Source organism: Capnocytophaga sp. HP1101 (assembly GCF_054772415.1).
The window spans coordinates 107489-132876 of the sequence record NZ_BPUU01000008.1 but is presented as its reverse complement, the minus strand read 5'-3'; the positions used below and the strand labels follow the sequence as shown (position 1 = coordinate 132876).

17 protein-coding genes, 1 tRNA gene and 1 pseudogene are annotated in these 25388 nt (G+C 40.7%); 10 read left to right on the top strand and 9 right to left on the bottom strand.

The window, feature by feature from the left end:
* Positions 1–217: 217 nt before the first annotated feature.
* From aroB to RCZ04_RS06060, 5 genes and pseudogenes are all read left to right on the top strand, one after another.
* On the top strand, positions 218–1306 hold the full coding sequence (gene aroB, locus RCZ04_RS06080; protein WP_460485086.1) for a 3-dehydroquinate synthase: 1089 nt from the start codon (positions 218–220) through the stop codon (positions 1304–1306).
* A gap of 167 nt (positions 1307–1473) precedes the next feature.
* Positions 1474–4076 (top strand): annotated as a pseudogene (locus RCZ04_RS06075) (reprolysin-like metallopeptidase).
* 22 nt (positions 4077–4098) lie between these two features.
* Positions 4099–5031: a PorP/SprF family type IX secretion system membrane protein gene (locus tag RCZ04_RS06070; protein WP_460485085.1), complete on the top strand. Its 933-nt coding sequence runs from the start codon at positions 4099–4101 to the stop codon at positions 5029–5031.
* A gap of 175 nt (positions 5032–5206) precedes the next feature.
* The gene (locus tag RCZ04_RS06065) at positions 5207–7600 is read left to right on the top strand and encodes a reprolysin-like metallopeptidase (protein ID WP_460485084.1); all 2394 of its coding nucleotides are present in this window, start codon (positions 5207–5209) and stop codon (positions 7598–7600) included.
* A 17-nt stretch (positions 7601–7617) separates the two neighbouring features.
* Positions 7618–8532, top strand: coding sequence for a PorP/SprF family type IX secretion system membrane protein (locus RCZ04_RS06060; protein WP_460485083.1), 915 nt, complete (start codon positions 7618–7620; stop codon positions 8530–8532).
* A 69-nt stretch (positions 8533–8601) separates the two neighbouring features.
* Here the strand turns inward: RCZ04_RS06060 and RCZ04_RS06055 are convergent, their stop codons facing one another.
* The 6 genes from RCZ04_RS06055 to RCZ04_RS06030 all read right to left on the bottom strand — a co-directional run bounded on the left by RCZ04_RS06055 (position 8602) and on the right by RCZ04_RS06030 (position 16406).
* Complete coding sequence (locus RCZ04_RS06055) at positions 8602–9483, bottom strand: hypothetical protein (protein ID WP_460485082.1); 882 nt, start codon at positions 9481–9483, stop codon at positions 8602–8604.
* A gap of 25 nt (positions 9484–9508) precedes the next feature.
* Positions 9509–11881, bottom strand: a complete 2373-nt coding sequence (locus RCZ04_RS06050; protein ID WP_460485081.1) for a TonB-dependent receptor — start codon at positions 11879–11881, stop codon at positions 9509–9511.
* Between the two features lie 514 nt (positions 11882–12395).
* Positions 12396–12857, bottom strand: a complete 462-nt coding sequence (locus RCZ04_RS06045) for a hypothetical protein (RefSeq protein WP_460485080.1) — start codon at positions 12855–12857, stop codon at positions 12396–12398.
* Positions 12858–13066: 209 nt separating this feature from the next.
* Entirely contained in the window at positions 13067–13645 is a 579-nt protein-coding gene (locus tag RCZ04_RS06040; RefSeq protein WP_460485079.1) for a Crp/Fnr family transcriptional regulator, read from the bottom strand.
* Between the two features lie 123 nt (positions 13646–13768).
* Positions 13769–14641 carry an OmpA/MotB family protein gene (locus RCZ04_RS06035; RefSeq protein WP_460485078.1) on the bottom strand — a complete coding sequence of 291 codons (873 nt, stop codon included), beginning with the start codon at positions 14639–14641 and terminating at the stop codon, positions 13769–13771.
* 82 nt (positions 14642–14723) lie between these two features.
* Positions 14724–16406 carry an OstA-like protein gene (locus tag RCZ04_RS06030; protein ID WP_460485077.1) on the bottom strand — a complete coding sequence of 561 codons (1683 nt, stop codon included), beginning with the start codon at positions 16404–16406 and terminating at the stop codon, positions 14724–14726.
* A gap of 819 nt (positions 16407–17225) precedes the next feature.
* On the opposite strand from RCZ04_RS06030, the gene rsmH reads away from it, so the two are divergent.
* From rsmH to RCZ04_RS06010, 4 genes are all read left to right on the top strand, one after another.
* On the top strand, positions 17226–18137 hold the full coding sequence (gene rsmH, locus RCZ04_RS06025) for a 16S rRNA (cytosine(1402)-N(4))-methyltransferase (protein WP_460485076.1): 912 nt from the start codon (positions 17226–17228) through the stop codon (positions 18135–18137).
* A 79-nt stretch (positions 18138–18216) separates the two neighbouring features.
* Positions 18217–18546: an FtsL-like putative cell division protein gene (locus RCZ04_RS06020; protein ID WP_460485075.1), complete on the top strand. Its 330-nt coding sequence runs from the start codon at positions 18217–18219 to the stop codon at positions 18544–18546.
* Positions 18547–18583: 37 nt separating this feature from the next.
* Positions 18584–20602 (top strand): penicillin-binding protein, encoded by a 2019-nt coding sequence (locus RCZ04_RS06015; RefSeq protein ID WP_460485074.1) that lies wholly within the window; start codon positions 18584–18586, stop codon positions 20600–20602.
* A 77-nt stretch (positions 20603–20679) separates the two neighbouring features.
* Positions 20680–22140 (top strand): Mur ligase family protein, encoded by a 1461-nt coding sequence (locus RCZ04_RS06010; protein WP_460485073.1) that lies wholly within the window; start codon positions 20680–20682, stop codon positions 22138–22140.
* 179 nt (positions 22141–22319) lie between these two features.
* Here RCZ04_RS06010 and RCZ04_RS06005 read toward each other — a convergent pair.
* A tRNA-Arg gene (locus RCZ04_RS06005) sits at positions 22320–22393 on the bottom strand.
* A gap of 89 nt (positions 22394–22482) precedes the next feature.
* Positions 22483–23535, bottom strand: coding sequence for a branched-chain amino acid transaminase (locus RCZ04_RS06000; RefSeq protein WP_460485072.1), 1053 nt, complete (start codon positions 23533–23535; stop codon positions 22483–22485).
* 187 nt (positions 23536–23722) lie between these two features.
* On the opposite strand from RCZ04_RS06000, the gene mnmC2 reads away from it, so the two are divergent.
* Positions 23723–24385: a tRNA (5-methylaminomethyl-2-thiouridine)(34)-methyltransferase MnmD gene (gene mnmC2 / locus RCZ04_RS05995; protein ID WP_460485071.1), complete on the top strand. Its 663-nt coding sequence runs from the start codon at positions 23723–23725 to the stop codon at positions 24383–24385.
* Here mnmC2 and RCZ04_RS05990 read toward each other — a convergent pair.
* Positions 24348–25373 (bottom strand): o-succinylbenzoate synthase, encoded by a 1026-nt coding sequence (locus RCZ04_RS05990; protein WP_460485069.1) that lies wholly within the window; start codon positions 25371–25373, stop codon positions 24348–24350. The two genes, mnmC2 and RCZ04_RS05990, sit on opposite strands and share 38 nt — an antisense overlap.
* Between the last annotated feature and the right edge of the window lie 15 nt (positions 25374–25388).

Genomic DNA, 25388 nt, shown 5'->3' with positions numbered 1-25388 from the left:
GCATTGAACTTAAAAACTCCTGATCAAGTGTACTTTCAAAAGGTAGCTTAATGAAAAAAATATTACTAATAAAATAATTATTAATTATGACAACCTTTTTTAGGACAGGACAAAATATTTTGTGTATGTGATGGTGGAATTGGCATTTTGAGGTAATGAAGTTGGGGATTTGTGCAGTTGTTATTATTTTACTATCTTTGCCAAAAATTCTATACCGATGGAAACAAGTGTTATCAGAGCTGGGAACTACAACGTTTATTTTAATGAGGAAGGGGCTACTTTTATCAACCGAATAGTAGCGGAAAGACGTCCTTCTAAACTATTTTTGTTGGTGGACAGTCATACTAATGAGAATTGTTTGCCTGTGTTTTTACCTACTCTCACTACTGATATTCCGATAGAAATTATAGAAATAGAAGCGGGTGAACCGCATAAAAACCTTGATACTTGTACGCAAGTGTGGCACGCACTTTCGGAATTAGGGGCTGACCGTAAGAGCTTACTCATCAACATAGGTGGGGGAGTGGTGACGGATTTAGGGGGCTTTGTGGCTTCGACCTATATGCGCGGAATTACCTTTGTGAATGTGCCGACGAGCTTACTGGCAATGGTAGATGCCTCGGTAGGAGGGAAGACTGGGGTGGATTTAGGTCCGCTGAAAAATCTCGTAGGAGTGATTAACAATCCGTTGGGGGTGGTGATTGACTCGCAATATTTAGGAACGTTACCCGTGGAGGAACTCCGTAGCGGAATGGCAGAGATGTTCAAACACGGGCTTATTCGTTCAGAAGCGTATTGGAAAAAAATGAGTAATTTAGGCAGTCTGTCGTTAGCTGATTTAGATAGCCTTATTTACGAATCGGTTGTGATAAAGAACGAGGTGGTAATGCAAGACCCCAAGGAAAGTGGATTGCGAAAAATACTGAATTACGGACATACGCTGGGACACGCTATTGAGTCGTATTGCTTAGAGAACCCGAATCGTGAGCGTTTATTGCACGGGGAAGCGATTGCGATAGGAATGGTATTGGCTACTTATTTATCGGTAAAAAGGTTAGGTTTTCCTAAGGATAAATGCGATGAGGTGAAGAGTGTATTGGGTGAGTATTTCAGTAAGCAAACTTTTAATAAAGAGGATATTGAGGTTATTTGTGAGTTGATGCGTTTTGACAAGAAGAATGTGGCGGGCAGAGTGCACTTTGTGCTTTTGGAGGCAATTGGTAAGCCTAAAACGGATTGTGTGGTGCTTGAGAGGGAGATTTACGAGGCGTTTGAGTACTATAGTGCGAGCCACACGGGCAAGTAGTTAAAAATGTGAGTTAAGGAATGAATTAGCTTATTGATGATAAACCTCCCCCATTCACATACTCCGCTCTCGCGGACTACCTCCAAAGGGGGAGATGTGACGCAAAAACGACTTCTGATATTAAGAGAGGAAGGTAAAGAAATTTAAAATATATAAAAGATAAAACATTGAGATATAGCAATTACAATCGTATTTTTTTGGTGTTTATTTTGGTGGTGTTAGAAGGCTCGGCGCAGAGTTATTGGCGCAAGACTGATTTTTCGGCACAACGCAGGGCAGAGACGACTGTTAATAACCCCAAATTTCAATATTTTACATTAGATAAAAAGGCGTTTGCAAGAGCCTTAGAAACAGATAGCAGGCGCGGTGAGACTACGGTTCAGATACCTGATGCTAACGGCGAGCTGGTTACCTATCGGGTTACGCCCACGCAGGTATTGGCTGAGGCAGTGGCGCGGCAATACCCTTCTATTAAGAGCTTCGTAGGGCAATGTACCACTGATGCCCATAAACGGATTCGGTTTGTGTGGAGTGATTATGGCTTGGACGCTATTATGGAAGAAAGGTTAAACTATTCGTTCATAGAGGCTGAAGACAAGGAAGGGGTTTATTACAAGGTTTATCGGCGCAAAGATAGCGAAGGTGTGCCGATAGATTGTAAAACGCTGGATACTGAACAGCTTTTGCAAAAAACCAGTGCGTTGCGACCTACATTCCAGACGGAGCCTACTCTTCGCACTTTTCGGATAGCGATTGCTTGTACCTCAGGATTTACTAACTTTTTTGGAGGTAAAGCACAGACATTGGCACAACTTGCCAATACCCTTAATAGGATTAACGAAGTGTATGGGCAACAGCTCTCGGTCGCCTTTCAATTAGTTTCGGACGCTACTACTATTTACGACACTTTGGATAGTGACCCTTTTAAAGGCATAAACTACGACAACTGGTCGAGTAATGAAGCTTTGAAACTTCAGCAGGCTTTAGATAAGGCTTATGGTAATGCCAATTATGATTTAGGGCAATTGTTTGACAATGCCAATAACGGAGGAAATGCAGGGTGTATAGGCTGTGTGTGCAACAACGTGAGTAAAGGACAGGGATTTTCGTCTTATCCGTTGAATGTACTTAGGCAGAGAGACGATTTTGACATAGACGTAGTAGCGCACGAGGTGGGACACCAGTTGGGGGCAAGACATACTTTTTCACACAAAAGGGAGATTTCGGGCTCTCAAATGGAGCCAGGCAGTGGGTCTACCATTATGGGGTATGCGGGTGTTACGCGTAATTATGACGTACAACGCCGTTCTGACCCCTATTTTCATCATAGGAGTGTGTATGATATTATGATATGATGACTGTGATACGGAGACTTTCGGGCGTTACTGAGCAAGCTACAGCGAATGCGGTACCCGATATTCCCGATCTAAAAAGCTATACAATCCCTTACGGGACGGCTTACCTATTGGAAGGTAGTGCTACTGACCCCGATGGAGATGCGTTGTTGTACACTTGGGAAGAATCGGATAACTATACAGGAGTAGGGAATTACTCGTTTTCACCTAATAGTAGGTCAGGAGCTACAGCGCGTTCGTTGTTGCCTTCGGCTACTACTTATCGCTATATACCCCGCTTGGAGCGCATAGTGCAGGGACAACTCACCCAGCAGAACCCCAAAATTGACGACGCTTGGGAAACGGTACTGAACTTAGGGCGCACCTTGCATTGGACGTTAATGGTTATTGACCGTCCAGTGGGAAGTTATGCAATGGGTAATACTGCTTATAAGACTATTGATGTGGTAGTGAGTGGTGAGGCGGGTCCGTTTAAAGTGAGTTCGCACACTGAGCCAAGTACCTGGTACGTAGGACAAAAAGTAAACTTGCAGTGGGACGTAGCTAATACGAACAAAGCGCCTGTGAGTGCCGAAAAAGTGAAGATACTCTTTTCGACTGACGGAGGGCGTACCTTTGCTCATACCATAGCTACGGGCTTGCCTAATAATGGGAAAGCCGAAGTAGCCGTTCCTGATGCTATTAAAACTGAGCGAGGAAGGTTTATGGTGAAAGCCGAAGAGAACATCTTTTTGGCAGTGAATGCAGGTGTCATCAGCGTAAAAGACGACGACGATGTGGATAATGATGGGATACCCTCACGAATGGATAATTGCCCCAATATATATAATCCAGACCAAGCCGATGCTGATAATGACGGTGTAGGCGACGTTTGTGATGCTGATATGGACGGCGATGGGATTTTGAATGCTTTTGATAACTGCCCTACCGTATCAAACACTACGCAACAAGATAGAGATAGCGATGGAAAGGGAGATGCTTGCGATGATGATATAGACGGCGATGGCTACCCGAATGAACAAGACAATTGCCCATATGTATACAATCCAGACCAATCCGATTTAGACGATGACGGCATAGGTGACGCTTGTGATGGCGATATAGATGGCGACGGAATTGCTAATGCACAAGACCCACAGGTGGATTATGTGCTTATTTCGAACGCTTTTACTCCTAATGGTGACGGAGTGAACGATACTTATGTGATAGCACGTGCTGAGCGTTACCCTAATAATACCCTGCATATATTCAATACCTTAGGGCAATTAGTTTACTCGGCTCACGGGTATAAGAACCAGTGGGACGGTAAGAAACAAGACGGTACTTTGGTGGCTCGAGGTTCGTATGTAGTTATTTTTAGCATTGACGGCAGTGAAAAGAACAAGAAACAGCTTTGGATTTACATCAATTATTAAGAAGAAAAAAATACAGAAACCTATGAAAAAGATATTATTAAGTATGTTGATGATAGGCACAGGTGCTTTGTACGCACAAGCTACTGACCCTACTTACATTTTTTATCATCAACACGAAAACCTCATAAACCCAGCAGCAGTGGGTATGGAGTTTGGACATACCATTTCGGTGGATATACGCAACCAATGGCGAGGAATGACCGAAGCCCCACAAAACCAAACGCTCTTTACTACCCACCGTTTGAGTGACCGCGTGGGATTAGGTTTTTCATTAGCAAATAACAAGGTGTTTATACAGAAACAAGCCGGTATTTATGCTGATTTCTCGTATGCGATACCCATTTCATACAACTCTCGATTGATAGGGGGAATTAAGTTTGGGGGCGATTTTTACAATATAGACGGCAGTGATATGTCGTACTACAACAGTTTGTATAACCAGTACTACCCCAATGGCACGCGTATGCACCCTACGTATTATTACGACCCCTATTTACAGACTATTTCAGGAAAGTTCCAGACAAACTTTGGGGCAGGGCTGTATTATGACCACCCTAACTTTTACATAGGTTTTTCTATCCCGAATATGCTTGCTACCGACAGGGTACGAATGGATAATGACCAGATGACTTCATTAGCCGAAACGATGTACTTCTATACTATAATGGGTTATTATTGGCGACTTACTCCTGATTTCACGATAAAACCACGTATGCAAATGCGTTTAGCAAAAGGAGAATATCCCTCGACTGATATTACAGTAGCTGGAAACTTTGTAGAACGTGCAGAACTGGGAATCACCTATCGTACAGATAAAGCCGTAAATGCTTATGTGTTATTTGAAATTCCTAATTACTATGTATCTATAGGCTATGGTTTTGAAAGTTACTTCCAAACCCATATGAATTTGCAATCGCGCAACTCACACGAGTTTTTGGTACAGTTTAAATGGTAAGAGAAGCAATAAAAGCAAAGTAAGGGCTAATGGTTACTTGGAACTTAAATATTTACATCTTTTTTCTTGTTGATTATTAATTTATTTATTATTTTTACCCCATAAAAACAAACTTATATAAAAATAAAGTTCTTTTTATAAGGTATTTATTAGAAGGATATAATAAATAAAATATATGGATTTAGCAATTAAAAGTGTTTTATCAAGCAACAAGAGTAGTAAATACGTTGCTTATTGGAAGAAGTGTAAGTATTTGGCTTATGCTTTCTTCTTGTTGTTATTTTTTCTTGCAGAGAGTGCACAGGCACAGAGCTATTGGAAAAAGAGTAGCAATAAGGCACGGCGTTTGGCTGTAAAAGAAGCCTCTTCAGAGCCCAACCACCAGTATTTTCGATTGGACAAAGTAGCTTTTGAGAGAGCTTTAGGAGCTACTACTAACAGTGGAGTATCGGCAAGAAGTAATGCAACGGTACAGATACCCAATGCCGATGGCAGTATGGAGACCTATCGCATCACTCCTACTCAAGTGCTTTCTCAGTCGGTTGCCAAAGAGCACCCTACTATTAAAACCTATGTAGGGCAATCGGTTTCGAACCCTAAGAAACAGATTAGCTTTGTATGGAGTGATTTTGGGCTCAGTGGCATAGTAATGGAAGATTTTAGTTACTCGTTCATTGATGCTGAAGACAATAATGGTGAGTTTTACAAAGTGTATTACCGCAAAGACAGTAGGGGAGAGGTGAAACCTTGTAGTACCCCTCATAGTCCTCGTTTAACAGGTGCAGAAGAAGCTGTTGAGTCACATCAGGGGCATCATCGTCCTACGTATCAAACCCAGAAGAGAGTGTATACTGTGCGTCTTGCGATAGCTTGTACATCTGCTTTTACCGAAGCAGCAGGAGGCACTAAGAGTCAGACTCTTGCTTTTATAACAGGAACTGTAAATCGCATTAATATGATTTACGGGGCACAGATGTCGGTTAAGTTTGAATTAGTGAGTGGGGATAATCTTATTTATGATGACCCTGCGACCGACCCTACTAAAGATTTTAATTATAGTAAATGGGACTACCCTGGTTATGAATCAGTGAAATTACAAGGTCTTATTAATACTACAATAGGGGTCAATAATTACGATATAGGACACTTGTTCCACAAAGGAGGTAATTCAGGAAATGCAGGGCAAATTCGCGGTATTCTATATTCTTTTTGGAAAGCGCGAGCTTATTCATTCTATTCATTTACAGGAGATAGAGATCGTTTTGATGTGGACGTAGTAGCACACGAGATAGGTCATCAAGTAGGAGCGTATCACACACTTTCATATTACTCAGAAAAAGAAAGTGACCCTGCGTGGAGTAATATTTATCAAATGGAGCCTGGTAGTGCTTCAACCATTATGGGATATGCAGGGGTTACTTATGCCAATCCTTCTGTTGATGTACAACCTCACTCAGACCCTTATTTCCATCACCGTTCTGTTTGGCAAATTACTCGTACATTAAACCAAAGTACCGCTACCTATACAGCTCACGATAATTCACGCCCTAATTTTAATGGTGATGAGTTTAAGGATTATACGATTCCTAAAGGAACTGCTTTTGTATTATCGGGAGTAGCTACTGATACTGCTACTGACAAGTTACTTTATACTTGGGAACAAGCTGATGATTTTAAAGGCTCGTGGTCGCCTTATAGATTTTCAGGAACACATACTACAGGACCTGTAGCACGTTCTATAGCTCCTTCAGAAAACTCAGTAAGGTATATTCCTCGTTTATCAACTATTGTATCTGGTAATATTACTGCTACTGATAACTGGGAAACCGTTCCTACTGTAGGACGTGAAATGCACTGGAGTCTTGTAGTTACTGACCGTCCTTTTATAGCCAATCAAACGGGTAATACTGCTTATAAAACCATTACTGTAACGGTAGAGGAGAATGCAGGACCATTTAAGGTTACTTCACAAGAACAATCTAGCACTTGGACAGTAGGACAAACCGCTACCATCACTTGGGACGTAGCAAATACTAATATAGCCCCAGTCAATACTGATAAAGTAGATATTCTCTTCTCAACAGATGGAGGGAGCTCTTTTTTACATACTTTAGCAACTGCTATTCCTAATACAGGAAGTGCTGTAGTTACCGCTACCCAAAGTATAACGACTTCACAAGGACGTTTTATGATAAAGGCTAATGGGAATATCTTTTTGGCAGTGAATAAAGGAACTATTACAGTAAATGAATCCGGGGTTACGCCACCTACACCCCCTACGCCTACCTTGCCTGATGGGCCTATACTTATCTCCAATGCTTTTACTCCTAATGGTGATGGCATAAACGATACTTACGTAATAGCACGGGCAGAGAACTACCCTAATAATACGTTACAAGTGTTTAATACTTTAGGACAGTTAATATACCAAACCAAAGGTTATAAGAACCAATGGGACGGTAAGATGGCTAATGGCACTTTAGTTCCTCAAGGCTCTTATATTGCTATTTTCAGTCCTGACGGCTCTGACCAGAAGAAACAACAAACTTGGATTTATATCAATTATTAGAAGAAATTATTATCAGAATGAAAAGAAGATTACTTATTAGTGCCTTTTTGTTTATCGCAGGAGCACTACAAGCACAAACTATAGACCCTATCTATATATTCTATCAACAGCACCAAAACTTGGTAAACCCAGCGGTAGTGGGTATGGAAAAAGGGCACACCATTTCAGCAGACATTCGCAACCAGTGGTGCGGAATGAATGAAGCGCCTCAAACCCAAACCTTCCTTACCACTCACAGGGTAACCGACCGTATAGGTTTAGGACTTTCAGTGACTAATAATAAAGTATTTATTCAGAAGCAAACGGGGATTTTTGGAGATTTCTCTTATAGAGTGCCTATAAATGAAAAGTCTAATATAGTAGGAGGAATTAAGTTTGGTGGAGAGTTTTTTAATATTGATATAAGCCAAATACGCACATACAATCATTTGTACAACACGGGACAGAATGCTACTCGCTACGACCCCTATTTGCAAGATATTTCAGGAAAGTTTCAGTTCAATTTTGGAGCTGGAGTTTATTATGAATTACCTAACTTTTATGTAGGATTGTCTATCCCTAATATGCTTGCCTCTGACAAAGTAGGTATGGAAAACGATGTGATGACTTCCGTTGCCGAGAATATGTTGTATTATGGTATAGCAGGTTATCATTGGAAAATCTCTTCTGAGTTTACTTTAAAACCAAGCCTGCAAGTACGTCTTGCTAAAGGACAAGATACCTCTACAAACTTCACCGTAGCTGCCAGCTATTTAGATCGTGCTGAGTTAGGACTTACTTATCGCACAGATAAGGCTTTTAGTTCTTATGTGCTTTTCAATATCCCGAACTATCATCTATCGGTAGGCTATGGTTTTGAAACCTACTTTCAAACACATCTCAATCTGCAATCGCGTAACTCTCACGAGTTCTTAGTGCAAGTGAAGTGGTAGTATTTTTGTATAAACGAATATAAAGCGGTCTGTTTGTTTCATACAAACGGGCCGCTTTATTGTTATTAGTTATTTCACTGTATATTGGAGCATAGTATACTGTGCCACCCGAAAAGCACCTAAAGGATTTTCGCGATAATTGTCTTTGTTTATGATATTGCCTATAGGACGTGTAGGAATAGTAAAAGGGCTCTGTCCTTCTGATAGCCTGATAAGCATCTGTACAAACTCTTTGTATTGTGGATTAATACGATAAAGAGTAATGCCAACAATATCTCCTTTATTGAGTTTATCATCGCTGAGTCCTGCCATTGCAAAGAAAAACTTATGGTCAGCTATGTAGTTATCATCTAAAGTGCCGTAAGTAATTTTTTTGCTACTACTTTGTGTCAGCCTTACTAAATAAGCATTAGCAACCCCATCATTGATACCGTCAAAATAGAAGCGCAATTCTGTTCGGTCTCCTAAAAAGCCTCCGTTTTCTTTCTGTATAATTCTATCAGAAGGGATTATGGGAGCTTCAAGCATTTTACTCTTAGCTGTATAGGTTTGTCCATTGAGTTCTACAATCAGTTCGTAGTCTTTACCTAATTCAGGAGCAATACCTGTGGGAAATACATAGCGACTACCGCCTTTTAATGTAGTTACGTTATCAGTGGTAATGGTAGAAGTGCCGTCCCATAACGAGAGTTGGTACTCTTGCTTCTGAGTTTGAGTATATGCTTTGATTTTTACAATAGCATTATCAATAGCAGCTGAAGGTGTATCTCCAAAATAGGCTTCCGTATAGCTGATATCTACTACAGGATAGGCTTTAGCCTCTCCTTTCTTCCAATCGAGTGAAGCATCAATCACTAACTTCTGAGGTGCGGTGTCCAATTTTAAATCTATTACCTCTTCACAAGAAGTTAAACCTAAAGCACTGAGGAGTATAATATAAATATTTTTCATTTTGATAGTAATTAGTTGTTAAGAATTAGAAACTGAAATTATAAGTTACACTAGGTATAATACCAAAAATAGAAAGTTTCACTGCTTCATTGCGCTTTGTATCTTCGTTCTCGCGGAAAGAAACACTCACAGCATTCTTGCGATTGTACACGTTGTAAATGCCAAATGTCCATTCGCTTTTCCAACGTCTATTGGGGCGTTGTGGTGTATAGGTAGCCGAAAGGTCTAAACGGTGATAGGTAGGTAAGCGGTATTCGTTGCGCTTGCTGTAGTCAGGAACACTCATTCCTAAGTAATTATAACGACCTACAGGATAATTAGTAGGTAAGCCCGATTGTAAGTTAAACACCGCTCCAAAAGTCCATTTAGGTGATAACTCGTAGGTAGCTGTAATCGAAATATCGTGAGGTTTGTCGTAAGCGGCGCTATACCAATCACCGTAGTTGATACCTATTTCTTCAGGAGTGCGTCCTTTGGTTTGCATTTCCGATTTTGAGAGCGTGTAGGCTATCCACCCTGTAAGTTTACCGGTGTTCTTGCGCAATAACAGTTCTAAACCATAGGCTCTGTTCTCCCCCGAAAGTAGCACTTGTTCAATAGCTTCATTAGCAATGAGATTAGCACCATCTATGTAATCTAAGCGGTTTTGCACTTTCTTGTAGTAAGTTTCTACCTCTATACTGTACTTGTCGTCCGAGAAATTAGAGGCATATCCCAGTGCCACTTGGTCAGCAATTTGTGGTTTGATAAACTCATCGCTCGGTGCCCACACGTTCAAAGGCGAAGGCGAAGCCGTATTAGAAATCAAATGTACGTATTGAGCTGTACGTGCATAGCTCGCTTTTACTGATTTATTATCGTTGAAAGCATAGCTCATTGTAAAGCGCGGTTCAAAGTTAGAATACAAGTCAATAATCTTGCTATATCCGTAGTACTTTGTTCCAATAGGACTCGCTTTCAAATATATTTGCCTATTGGTGTTAAATATTACAGGATTGTCGTTTCTGTATACATTTATAGTGCGCTTCCCTAACTGATAGAAAGAGCTCAATCTCAGCCCATATGATACTGTAAGCGCTTCCCCTAATTTCTGCTCAGCATCTATGTAAAAGGACGTTTCAGCAGCATATTTATGGTCAAGTATCTTTTCTTGTATAGTAGAAGCAGGTGTTTTAGGAAGTATTTTTCCGGGTTTGAAGATGTAGTATAAACCTTGAAATCCGTAAGTGAGTTTGAATTTTTCTGAAAGATAATTCTTAAAGTCGTATTTTAGGTTGAAATTCTCAATTCCTGATGTCCATACCATATCCACAAAGCTAAAGTCAAATTTATAGTCGTAATTGCTGTAAATAGCCGAGAGATTTGAGAAGAGTTTCTCGGTAAATAAGTGATTCCAACGCAAATTCACTAAAGCATTACCATAGGCATTAGTAAGGTTGTCGCTCAGTTTAAAAAAGTCCCTACCAAAGTAACCTGAAAGATACAGTGCATTGTTTTGGTTCAGTTGGTAAGAGAGTTTAGTATTGAGGTCATAAAAGTACATCGAATTTTCATTGTCGCTCAGCTTTAAAAACAAATGAGCATACGAAGCGCGCCCACCTACTAAGAAAGATGCTTTGTCTTTCACAATAGGTCCTTCCGCCAATAACCGTGAAGAGAGCACTCCAATACCCCCTGTAGCCCCAAACTTGTTCTTGTTACCCTCCTTTTGATAAATGTCTAACACCGAAGCAATACGTCCGCCATAGCGTGCCGGAATTCCTCCTTTGTAAAGCTTCATATCACGTATGGCATCAGCGTTGAAGACACTCAAAAAACCAAAGAGATGCGATGCGTTGAAAATAGTAGCTTCATCAAGAAGCACTAAATTCTGGTCGGCAGCACCCCCACGCACATTAAATCCTGAGGAGGCTTCACCTGCGTTGCTCACACCAGGCATTTGCATCAGTGTTTTAATGATGTCTACCTCACCTACTAGCACAGGCAACTTCTTCACAGTTGCGATAGGAATAGAAGCTACACTCATTTCAGGCTTGCGTACTGCTGTTTTCTGGGTGGTAGTATTTGCTGTTACATCCACTCCTGTAAGCTGAATAGCCTCTGGTTTTAGTTTGTAATCCTTACGGATATTCTTGTTCAGTACAATAGTTTCTTCGTGCGTACCAAAGCCTATATACTCAATCGAAATAGTATATCTGCCTTCGGGTAGTGTAATAGAATAAAACCCGTACTCATTGGTAGAGGTGCCTGTGTGCAGTTCCTTGATGATAAAGTTTACCCCTAAAAGCTTTTCACCATTAGAAGCATCGGCAATTGAACCGCTCAAGGTGTATTTATGTTGTGCAAATACCGAAGTCGTAACTACTAAAAATAATAGTAGCAAACACTTTCTTTTCATATGTTACTGATTTTATTTTTCTGGGCAAAAATATAAGACAAGAGCTTTGTAGCACTTATCTATTTCTTGTAAAAAGTTATCAATTTTACGTTTTTCTGAGTGCAAAGGTATAACAATATTACGGATTACACAAAAAAATAAACAAGCATTAGTATAAAAACGACTAATGCTTGTTTGTTTTCTACAATCTTACAAATCTGCTTATTTGCTCATTTATTAATATGAATCAAGAGTTGAAAAATAATTATCACTGATATACAGCGCATTGCTTCCTTTGTATTACATCTCCCCCCTTGAGGGGGGCTGGGGGGATGTTTATAATCAAATAGTTAATTTAATTCTTGATTGGCATTACTAACTGTTCGTATAGCCCACACTATCTGCACATCTCACACCTCCGAACCTCTACGAGAACTCTGAGCAATCTTATTTTCTATTCACTCATCTACTATAAAAAATTCAGTAATTAGTTAAAAAACTAACTGCAGACTGCTTTTTCTCATTTACTAATTTTCTAATTTCCAAATTTGCTAATTAATAGATATATCAGCAATATAAGCAGATTAACTCCTCCCAAAACGTCTTCTTTATGCTTTATTGTAAGAAAATCAGAAGTTACTTGGTTCATTCCGTACTGCTGAAAGGCTAAAAGTGAAGTTTCGTAAGATAAGGGTATGATAAAAAACTCTCCCAATACAAATACAGCCATTGAAAGTATAAGCAATAGTAAGTTTTTCCGATTTCTTTGGCATAAGTAAATTGCAATATTGCCTATAAAGAACAACCACATTCCTATTGTCATTCCTATTTGAACCATCGCATCTATAAATCGGCGTTGCCACAAGAAGAATGAAGCGTCTTGCGGTGTAGAAAGCATATTCATCGCTATAAAAGCCGAAATATTGCCTATTAATAAACTAAGACCCAAAATAGTAATAATTTGGGCTACTCGCTGAAGAAGATTCTTGCTTTTCATCTGTTATTCCGTTTTTTAATATGAATCAAGAGTTGAAGAATAATGATACTTAATTTACAGTACATTGTCACTTTTACGTCACATCTCCCCCTTTGGAGGGGGCTAGGGGGGAGGTTTATAATCAATCCAACCTTTGATTCACTTTTTTAATTTCTAAAATGCAAAATAACACAGAAGTAGCGAGACAGAAATTAACTTGAGGTAATAAATTACATATGGGCGATTCTTCTTCTAATCCGGCTCAATGATTGCGGAGTAACCCCCACAAACGAGGCTATATATTTCTGAGCTACACGCTGCTCCATACCTCTGTACAGTTTCATAAATTTTAAGTAGCGTTCTTGCGGACTATCGCTAAGTCCCGAAATAATATGTTGTATCGCTTTGATGAAAGTCTCTTCGAGTAGTAGCCTGCCAAACCGTTCGCCTTCTTTTATTTCTTTGTAAAACCGTTGCAGATTATCGTAAGAAATCATTTGCAAAACACTATCTTCAACAGCAGTAATTGTTTTCTGTGAAGGTGTTTTAGTTATAAAACTCTCAAAGTCGCAAACAAAAGTGTCTTCCTCGTTAAAGTGTATGGTAAGTTCTTTCCCGTCATAGTTGATAAACTGCCTTAATAGTCCTTTCTTTACATAACAGAAATGCCTACAGACCTTACCTTCTTCCAGTAGTACCTCTCCTTTGGTGAGATACAAAGGCTCAAAAAGCTCTTCTACAAGAGCACACTCTTTCCCTGAAAGAGTTATATACTCCCTTATTTTGTTTAAAAGTAATTCGTGATTCATCTTCTATACAAAAAAAGTCAGCAATTAGCCTTACACTAACTGCTGACTCTTGTTTAACAATCTTAATATTTAGCTTATGTTTACATTTAATAATTTCCAAATTAATTGTCTGTGCGACTCGCACTATTTACCTTTTCCTCCTATTGAAGGGTCTTTCATTCCCTCTTCAATCATAGTGTAGAATTGGTCGAGCTTAGGCAATACCACAATGCGTGTACGACGGTTTAGGGCACGTCCGTTAGCATCGCCATTGCTTGCCAAAGGCACGTAATAGCTACGTCCGGCAGCAGTCATACGTTCAGGAGCAATACCAAAATCTTTTTGCAATACACGTACAATCTCAGTAGCGCGCATTACGCTCAAATCCCAGTTATCGCGGATACAACCTGTTTTGATGTTCACATTATCAGTGTGTCCTTCCACCATAAACTCAAAGTCAGGTTTGTTTTTAACCACTTTCGCTACCTTTTCAAGTACACTCTTCGCGTTTTTAGAAATAGTGTAGCTACCACTGCTAAAGAGCATCTTATCAGAGATATTGATAAATACAACCCCTTTTTCTACTTTAATGTCTACATCTTGGTCGTCTAAGTTACCCAATACCCCTTTCAGACTTTGTACTAAAGCGAGGTTTACAGAGTCACGACGAGTAACTGCATCACGCAAGTTCTTGATAGTAAGATCTTTTTCACGCAAGCTTTCCAATGATTTTTCAAGGTTCTCAGCCCCTTTTTGGGTAAGCGTAGTAAGGTTACCCATATTGTTGATCAGTTGCTGATTGTTTTCTTTGAGCAAGTCGTTCTGATTTTTCATACTCTCCAACTTGTAAGCCAAGTTGTTCTTTTCGTCTAAACACATATTGAGTTTCACCGTAGCAGTGTTTAGCAAATCCTCAGTCTGTTTGTTTCTCGCTTCTAATTCAGCATACTTCTTTTTGGATACGCACGATGTGGTGAGTAATCCCAACACCGACATTGCGATAATAAATTTTTTCATACAGTTTATGTTTTAAAATTAATCAATAGGCAAATGTACGCCTTTTTTTATTATTGTGCAATAAAAATGCCAACTTTTCTTATTATTTGGTTTTTGTCTTCTCTTTAACCTTGTCTTTTCCCGCCTTGCTCTCCTTTTTAAGCGACGGATTGGCAAGGAGCATTTCCTCCTCGTCTATCTCCTCTGGCGTCTTCATTCCCTTTATTTCTTTGGGTTTTATTTTCTTCTCTGCATCACTGTAAATCTCTTCTTTACTCCTGATGCGCTCATCACCTCGCCAAACAAATTCCTTAAACTTGCGGTCGTTCACGTGCAATTTGTCATCTGGGTATAAATTCCCCGATGGTTGTGTAATAAACACCGTTTGTTGTATTTGTTGGTCTTTGTTCAAGTACAGCTTGATATGGCTACAAGTCAGTTTGTTAATGCCCACCAGCTCTTTAGCGTCGTTATACACATAGTAAATCGATTCCGTATTCTGCAAAAAGTCTATTTGGCGCAAAACATTTTTCTTGAATTTACCATACAAAAACTTACCTTTCACTTGGTTATAGCCATCGCCCAAACTGTCTTTCTCTACCACTAATGCATTGTTAAACACTTTCAAAGAGTCTAATTGCTCGGTTTTCGTATTGGCAATCAGGTGAATATTGTCTCCCGTCATTTGGCTTTCTCCCGTCCACGCCACAGGTTTGCCCACCATTTGCGTCAGTCCATTAGCCTCGCTCGAGTGAATAGAATCGCACTTAGCTTGCATATCACTCTTGAAGATACGCGCATCAGGGTAAGCGCGAATCACACGGTGTTGCGGTTTGCCCGTAACCAAAATGCGCTTGCCGTGCATATACATCGAGTCCTTCTCTACTAATGTGATTACCACCGCTTTCTTAGTGATAAACATCGAATCTTTTGCCTTGTGAATTTCGCCGTAATGCCCGCGTACAAAGGTCTTGTTTACTGTGTCCGAAATGAAGATATTGTTAGAGCCCGAAGAAAACTGCCGGCGCTTGTCAAAATACAAACTGTCGCCCACCAGCGTTTTCAAGTCGTATTCTATCTTGGCGTGCTTCATAAAATAACCCAATTCTCGGCGCGTATCGTAAAAACCACGCTCACAATACACCTTGTAATCAGTGCCCACAATGGTAGTTTTACCGTAAAAATAAGCGTTCCCCGAATTGTGATAATAGTCCAACACCTGCGAATTAACCGTAAAATCTCTATTGACAATCTTTACCGAATTGGTAAATTGGTTCTTCTTGGTCGTTACATAATACTTTCCCGTCTTGCTCGTAAGCTCATTCTCAGGGTCAGTGATCTTCCCAAAATTGTTGTAATAAGCCTCCTGAGAGTTCCGGTCAAAGAAGAGCTCTTGGGTTTCGAGCGTCATATTGCCGTTGCGTAATAGCACGTTTTCCTTGGCTACGGCAGTTTTCGTATTTCCTTTATACGATACATATTGACTGTTCATCTGTAGCGTATCGCCTTGCTGTAGCACCACATTGCCGTGCGCAATCACCTCGTTTTTCTCCTCGTAGAGCACCGCCAAATCACACCACACGTCCAACCCTTGGTGTCTAAACTGCACTCGTTGCCCGTCCGATTTAAAGATCGTCGCCCCAGGGTATTTCTCATTGTCAATGGTAAATTCCCCCCCATAGATAATTTCAATACGACGAGTTTTCCCTTTGTCATCCTGACCCCAAAGCTCAGAGCATAAGCTTAATAAACAAGTGAATAATATATAGTAATACGTTTTTTTCATTCAGATTTATTCCAACGATGGTGCAAAGATACGAAAATAATCATAAATGCCAACACATCCACCCCAAACACATCAATATTTATACCATTCACCTCTAGCATAGCATTACAACAGCTTCAATTTAACATTATCTTTCCGTCCCTACACTTCCCCCTCTCACCTTTTCTGTCACTACAGTTCCCCCTCTCCGAGGGGCTAGGGGGAGGTTACTACATATTTGCCCATTTGCCAATTCTCACATTTCTAAATTTTCTAATTAGCCTTTCCGTCACTACAGTTCCCCCTCTCCGAGGGGGTCAGGGGGAGGTTTTCACCTTTTTTTTCATCCCTTTTTCCGTCGCATTTCCCCCTTTGAAGGGGGAAGGGGGGATGTTTTCTTCGTCCTTCGTCTCTCATCATTCGTCATTTATCCCTTCTCATTATCTACCTGCCCGTCGTGCTACGACCCCTTTCTTTCGTATCGAAACCTCATTATTGGCATTTTTAGTATTATTGTATTACAGTATTAATCAATTACTTATATGCCCTTTGTATAACAATCGTCCAAGATTCGTATAAGCTTCCTATAAGCTTTGTATAAGCTAACCATATCCATTTTACCTCTTACCTTTTGTCTTTTACCTCAAAACCCTCTTCCGAAATACTTCTTTTACTTCCGGAAAGTCTAACGCACGACCTGATTTTATCCAACCTATCCCAAAAATCTCAAATAATTCATATCATTAACCACTAACCATTAATCATTCATCATTAATTTAAATTTGGTAGTTGAGTATTAAATTCGTATCTTTGCACTCTATTTTAGCACACAGCAAGTTAATGAACAATAGCACCCCCTATCATATTCCCGTACTTTTAACACAAAGCGTCGATGGACTGAATATCAATGAAAACGGTACCTATGTCGATGTTACCTTTGGTGGTGGTGGGCATTCACGCGAAATCTTAAAGCGTCTCGGTAAAAACGGACGACTCTATGCGTTCGACCAAGATGCCGATGCCCTTAACAATACCATCAACGATGAACGTTTTACCCTTATTCAGCAGAATTTTAAATATCTACGCCAGTATTTGCGCTTTTACGGGGTCACACAAGTAGACGGGGTTCTGGGTGATTTTGGCGTTTCCTCTCACCAGTTCGATGTAGCTCAGCGCGGTTTCTCTACCCGTTTTGAAGGTACACTCGATATGCGTATGAACCAGCAAGCCCCTCTTTCAGCCCAAGAAGTAGTTAATGAGTATGGCGAAGTAGAACTTACCCATATCTTTTTCCAATATGGCGAACTGAAAAATGCCAAAGCCATCGCTCGTGCTATTATCAGCTACCGAGAGCAGAAACCAATACGTGTAGGCAGTGAACTACAAGAGGCAGTAAAAGCATTACTACCTAAATTTAAGGAAAATAAAGTGTTGGCGCAAATCTATCAAGCCATTCGCATAGAAGTAAACGCCGAAATAGAAGCTTTGGAATCATTTTTGCTACAACTCCCTGCGGTAGTCAAACCTCACGGACGTATTAGCCTCATTAGCTACCATTCTCTCGAAGACCGCTGTGTGAAGCGCTTCATCCGCGACGGACAGTTAGAAGGAGCACCCCAAAAAGATTGGTATGGCAATGTGTCACTACCCTTTAAAAAAGTAGGCGGTCTCATTACTCCCACCGATGACGAAATAGCACAAAACAGTCGAGCACGCAGTGCCAAGCTCCGCATCGCCGAACGACTTTTATAAAAGAATTAATAGAACAAAGATAAAAACCCCCTTTAGGATTGCCCCTCCCTTTCGGGGAGGGGAACGGGGAGAGGATAATATGGGAAAAGCCACTGATGAAATAAAGAATATACTCCGAGGAAAGTTTCTCGTAGAAGGTAAAGAAGCTACCCGAAATTGGTTCTTTATAAGCTTCCTTTTTGCTTTGGGAGTTATAATGATAGCCAGTTCACATATGGTAGACCGTAAAGTACACCAAATAGCTAAGCTCAACGACGAAGTAAACGAACTCAAAAGTGAATTCGTTGATGTGCGTTCGCGCTTGCAGAGAGTCCGCTTGGAGTCTACCCTCTTAGAACAATTAGAAAGTAAAGGGCTCAAACAACCCGAAAAACCACCACAAAAGATAAAGGCAATCGTAGAAGAGTAACCTTTCAGATAATAGATAATACAAGTAGAAAGAAGCATTGGAAAAAAACGACAAAAAGATAACGTCACGCACTTATTTAGTAGCCATTATGATGCTACTGATGATAGGTGTTATTGCGGTAAAGCTCATAAAAATACAAATCGATGGTGATGAGTATCGCGCCAAGGTAGACGAAACTACCTTGCGTGAAGCTGATATTATCCCCAGTCAAGGTAATTTGTATTCCGATGATGGAAGCTTGCTCGCCACTTCCGTAACTCGGTATGATATCCGTTGGGACGGTATTGCGCCTTCCAGAGCTAATTTCAATAAGTATGTAAAACCCCTCAGCGATTCACTTTCGCGTATGTTTGGCAAACCTAGTAGCTATTATTTAAATCTCTTTAAAAAAGAACGTAGCCTCAAGAACCGCTATATGCTCGTAGCTACTAATCTCGGCTATAGCGAATATTCTCGTATCAAAAAGTTCCCACTATTCAATAAAGGTCCTTATAAGGGCGGTATTATCGTCGAACGGAATATCAAGCGCGAATATCCTTTAGGAGGCATTGCGCACCGTAGTATCGGTTATGCCCGTACTGATGAAACAGGTTATACCACTCGTGTAGGCTTAGAAGGTGCATATGCCAGCTATCTGTTGGGTACTAAAGGGCGCCGTGTAGAACAGAAAATAGCACAAGGGCAATGGAAACTCGCCAGTGGGTTTAATATCATCGAACCTAAAGACGGTTTTGATGTAGTGTCTACCATTAATATCAATATCCAAGATATCGCTCACCACGCACTGCTCACCCAACTCAAGAAATACAAAGCACAGCACGGTTGTGTGATAGTAATGGAGGTGAATACAGGTGAAATTAAAGCGATTTCTAACTTAGAACTGAACCCTAAAACTGAAAACTATTCCGAGCGCTATAACTTTGCCATAGGCGAAGCACACGAACCCGGCTCAGTCTTCAAACTGATGACGGTAGTAGCAGCTATGGAAACACGTAATATCGATACTACTTATGTAGTCAATATTAAAGAAGGAAAACAACAGTATTACGATAAAACTTTTCAAGACTCCCAACATAGGTTCACAGGAACTATAAGCCTCAACAAAGCCTTTTCAGTCTCTTCTAATGTCGGAATGACCGAACTCGTCCATAGCCTATTTTCAAAATCTCCTTCTGATTTTACTACCAAACTTATCGAGATGAACCTCAATCAACCCTTAGGATTACCTATTTTAGGAGAAGGACTTCCTTATATCCCCACACCTCGCGACAAAATATGGAGTGGGGTAACTCTTGAATCAATGGCAATAGGCTATTCCGTAAAACTTACTCCTTTGCAAAGCTTAGCTTTTTATAATGCCATTGCTAACGGAGGTGTAATGGTAAAACCCCGAATGATAAAAGAAGTAAAAGAGTGGAATAAAACAGTAGAGAAGTTTAATGTTGAGATTATCAACAGTAAAGTATGTTCTAAACAAACTGCCGACCGCGCCAAAGGACTACTGGCTAATGTAGTAGAGCGATCATATGGTTCAGGGCATCGCCTTCATTCCCCCGATTTCTCAATGGCAGGCAAAACAGGAACAGCCCGTAAAAACTACGCCAGTGCCGATAAGAGTAAACTGAGTTATATTTCCTCTTTTGCAGGTTTTTTTCCTGTCGAAAATCCTAAATACTCTTGTATAGTGGTCATTCACGAACCCGATAAAAGTGTAGGTTTCTATGGTGCTGATGTGTCTGGGCCTGTATTTAAGAGTATAGCTCATAAAATTTATACCAATTCCCTATTGATGGATACTGTAGAAGACGTAGATAAAATATCAGCAAGTACTACTAAAAACTACGAAGATTATTATGCCAAAGCTTCAAAGTACAAAACCATTATGCCCGACCTTAGTGGTATGAATGTAATGGATGCTGTAGCCCTTTTAGAGAATATGGGTCTACGTGTAAAATTCTCAGGCGAAGGTAAGGTAAGTGCACAGTCAGTTGCCAAAGGCACTAAAGTGCCACGTAATATTGTAGTGGTATTACAATGTGGTAGATTAGACGATTAACATTGAATCACACAATTTGCCAAAGATTAAACTTTAAGTAAGTTATTAGGCTGTCAACTAACAACTATAAATAGATAATGAACTTAAAAAGCATACTTAACAACATTCCTGTTAAATCTTTCCTCAATGAGGAAGATAAACCTATTACTTCCGTTTGCTTTGATTCGCGCAAAGCAGAGGCGGGGAGCCTGTTTGTAGCCATTGCTGGCACTCTTTCCGATGGTCACGCATTTATTGATAAAGCCATTGCTCAAGGAGCTACAGCAGTGGTATGCGAAGCCTTGCCCGAAAGCATAGCGTCTCACGTGTGCTATGTACAGGTAGACAATAGCCATAGCGCCTTAGCACTCATAGCAGCCAATTTCTATGGTAATCCTTCCGAAAAGCTTATCTTAGTAGGGGTTACCGGTACCAATGGTAAAACTACCATTGCGACCTTACTCTACCAACTGTTTAGGAAAGCAGGTTACAAAGCTGGATTGCTCTCTACCGTAGCAGTATATGTAGACGACCAGCGTTATGAGGCGACCCACACAACCCCCGACCCGCTACAACTGAACCACTATCTTCAGCTTATGGTAGAACAAGGTGTGAAATACTGTTTTATGGAGGTTAGTTCGCACGGCATCGACCAACATCGCACGGAAGGTCTGCACTTCGCAGGGGGAGTCTTTACCAATCTCACTCGCGACCACCTCGATTATCACAAGACTTTTGCAGCCTATCGCGATGTAAAAAAACGCTTCTTCGACAGTTTACCTGCTACCGCTTTTGCCTTAGTAAATAACGATGATAAGAACGGGGCTTTTATGCTCCAAAATACGAAAGCTCAAAAGAAAACTTACGCCCTTAAAACTTACGCCGACTATAAGGCTTATATCCTCGAAAGCCGATTCGATGGCTTACAGTTGCGAATCAATCAGCACGAAGTATGGACAAAACTCATAGGTGAGTTCAATGCCTACAACCTTTTGGCAGTCTACGCTACCGCTACACTCTTAGGAATGGAAGACCTGCAAGCTCTTACGCTCATCAGTGCCATAGAGCCTGTAGCAGGTCGCTTTCAGTATGCAGTATCGGCTTCAGGAGTGATTACCATTGTAGATTATGCTCACACCCCCGATGCTTTGGAGAATGTACTCAAAACGATTAATAACATTCGCACTCACAACGAGACGCTCACTACAGTAGTGGGTTGTGGAGGTAATCGCGACAAGGGCAAACGCCCGATAATGGCTGATATAGCTACCACTCTCAGCGATAATGTGATTCTCACTTCCGATAATCCGCGCAATGAAGAGCCTGAGGTCATTCTTGCTGAAATGGAACAAGGCGTACAACCGCAACACTTCCATAAAGTGCAAACTATCACCGATAGGCGACAAGCCATACAATCTGTTTGTAAGAACGCTCAGAAAGGCGATATTATCCTCATTGCAGGTAAAGGTCACGAAACTTATCAAGAAATCAAAGGAGTAAAACACAATTTCGATGATTTTAAAATCGTACGAGAGTATTTAGAGATGTACAAGAAGTAATAAAGGAATTAAGATTAGGAATTTTAAGATAGTAGACACTTTGCCAAACTCTCAAACTTTGGCAAAGTTTTTTGTCTCTATCACTTTATTTTAATTCAGCTTATTACACAAAACAATTTGTATATTTTGTTTAATACTTATTAAAATAAAAAAGCCCCAACTTTGCTGGGGCTTTTTCGTGACCTCGACAGGATTCAAACCTGTAACCTTCTGAGCCGTAATCAGATGCGCTATTCAGTTGCGCCACGAGGCCATTATTGTTCTTGTTTTACGGGTGCAAAGGTACGACCTTTTTTCAAATCTGCAAACTTTTTAACAACTTTTTTATGAATTATTTTCTCATTACTTCACCTGTACACGCCAGCCAAAGGGGTCTTCAGCCTTGTTATACTGAATGTTAAGTATTGCTTGTTTAATTTTATCGGTGTATAATTCGGCTGGACGATTCACACTGTAATCTTTACCTTTGTAACCAAATCCTGAAATCGGACTAATCACTGCTGCAGTTCCACAACCAAAAGCTTCCTTCAATTCACCTTTTTCGGCAGCCTCAATAAGCTCTGTTACTCTCACTGGGCGTACTTCTGTTTTAATACCCATTTTTTCTGCTATTGTAATGATACTCTTGCGGGTTACCCCATCGAGGATACGCTCACTGGTAGGGCAAGTAACCAGCGTATCACCAAAACGGAACCATAAGTTCATCGTACCCGCTTCTTCTAAGAATTGGTGTGTAGCGTCATCTGTCCACATCACTTGTTGATATCCTTCGTTGGTCGCTTCTTGAGTAGGGAAAAACTGACCTGCATAGTTACCTGCTGCTTTAGCAAAACCAAAACCTCCATTAGCCGCACGGCTGTAATAGTCCGCAATTTTTACTTTCACATCGCCTTTGTAGTACGCTTGTACAGGGGCGGTAATGATGATAAAAAGATATTCTTTAGAAGGAGCTGCTTGTACTCCAGCAGAGGTAGCAATCATAAACGGACGCAAATAAAGTGCGTTACCAAAACCTGGTTTTATCCACTCACTATCAATATCTACAAGGGTGCGAAGTGCCTTATCAAACCATTCTTCAGGGAAAGGAGGCATTGCCAAACGCGTACAAGATTTATTGATGCGCTTGTAGTTTTCTTGCGGACGGAAAAGAAAAACGTGCCCGTTGTCGTCTTTATAGGCTTTCATCCCTTCAAAAACAGCTTGCCCGTAGTGGAATACACTTGCCGAAGGCTCAAGGGTAAGAGGAGCATAAGGTTTGATAGTAGGATTTTGCCACTGTCCATCTTTGTATTCACAAATAAACATATGGTCAGCAAAAGTTTTACCAAAACTCAGTTTTGAGAAGTCTACTTGGTTAATGCGACTCTCTTTAATTTTTTCAATTTTTAAATTCATATTGTTTTAGTTTTTTGTTTTAAGTCTCGTTGTCATTAGTGTGTTGTCATATTAATTCTTAAATTTTCGTCAAAGGTACGAATTATTTTTTAACTTTGTCGCGTAAAATACAAAAATCTTTATGCGTAATTTTCAATACGCTAACTATTAATCAATTACCTTTTACTTTTTACCTTTTACCTAAACTATGACTCACAAACTTATTCAAACCTCCGATGGTTCTACCAGCCTTTATATTCCTCAGTTGGACGAAACCTACCATTCGGTACACGGTGCGCTACAAGAAACCCAGCACGTGTTTATCAAAAACGGACTGCAGTTGTTTCACAACCAGCCTCTTGCTATCTTAGAAATAGGTTTTGGCACGGGACTCAACGCTTTGGTCACTTATAAGCAACACGAGGCACTTGGCTTAAATATACGCTACGAAACCGTAGAAGCCTACCCTCTTTCGTGGGAGGAAGCTTCACAAATGAACTTTTCGCAATTGCTGAACGATGCTACACTTACCCCTATCTTTGAACTAATGCACCGATGTATCTGGGACGAACCTGTGTCACTCTCTCCCTCTTTCACCTTCAAAAAACGGTTGCAACGCTTTGAAACTATCAGCGATGTAAACGCTTTTGACCTTATTTATTTCGACGCTTTTGGGGCGCAAGTACAACCCGAATTGTGGCAAGAAGCTATCTTTCAGCAGATGTACACCGCTCTCAAAACAGGTGGTTACTTGGTCACCTATGCCGCCAAAGGCTCTGTGCGCCGTGCAATGCAGGCTTCTGGCTTTACGGTAGAGCGATTGCCCGGTCCTCCTATGAAAAGGGAAATGCTACGGGCTCACAAGGGTTAAACCCCAAATGTCCGTTTTTTACATATAATGGAAACGGCAAATTATTGGTATACAGCGCACCCGTACCCAATCCTTGAGGCATTGGGTTCTTCAAAGTATACGTCCACTGAGCAATCGCATTGAGCCCTATATTGCTCTCCAAAGCTGAGGTAACCCACCACCCTATACCGCGCTCCTCAGCAAGGGCAATCCACTCCTCACTGCCTTTGTAGCCTCCTATGAGTGAAGGTTTTAAAATAATGTACTGCGGGGCGATATCCCTCAGCAGACGCTGTTTTTCTTCGCGTGTAAATACCCCTATCAGCTCCTCGTCGAGTGCTATAGGCAAGGGTGTTTGCTCACAGAGTTCTGCCATTGCCTCCCATTGTCCTGCACGTATAGGCTGCTCAATCGAGTGCAACTGCAAGGCAGCCAAACGCCCTAAATAGGTGAGTGCCTTATCTGCTGAAAAAGCCCCATTAGCATCTACCCGTATTTCTATATCATTTGCCGAAAATTCTTCGCGCAAAGCCTTCAATATGCGGTATTCTTCTTCAAAGTCAATCGCTCCTATCTTCATTTTGATACACCGAAAGCCCTGCGCTAATTTTTCTCTGATTTGCGCCTTCATAAAATCGGGCGTACCCATCCAGATGAGTCCATTGATAGGTATCGTATCTTTGCCTGCCGTAAAATCCGAAGGGAAAAGCTCATACCACTGCGGGGCTACTACCGACCTGAACGCTTGTTCCACCCCAAATTGTATAGACGGAAAGGCAGTGAGCTCTCGCAATAACGCCTCTTCGCCTAAGTGAAGGTGCTGTTCTACCCATTGTAATTTAGATTCGTAGTCAGGTACATCGTCAGCACTCAGCCCGCGAAAAAGGTTACATTCTCCTATACCCTTGCGCCCGTCTTTTTCTATTACTAAAAAGAAGGTTTCTTTTGAAGTTAGTACCCCACGAGAGGTTCCTGACGGACGTTTGAAATTGAGAATATGTTTAATCATAATAACAATTTATAA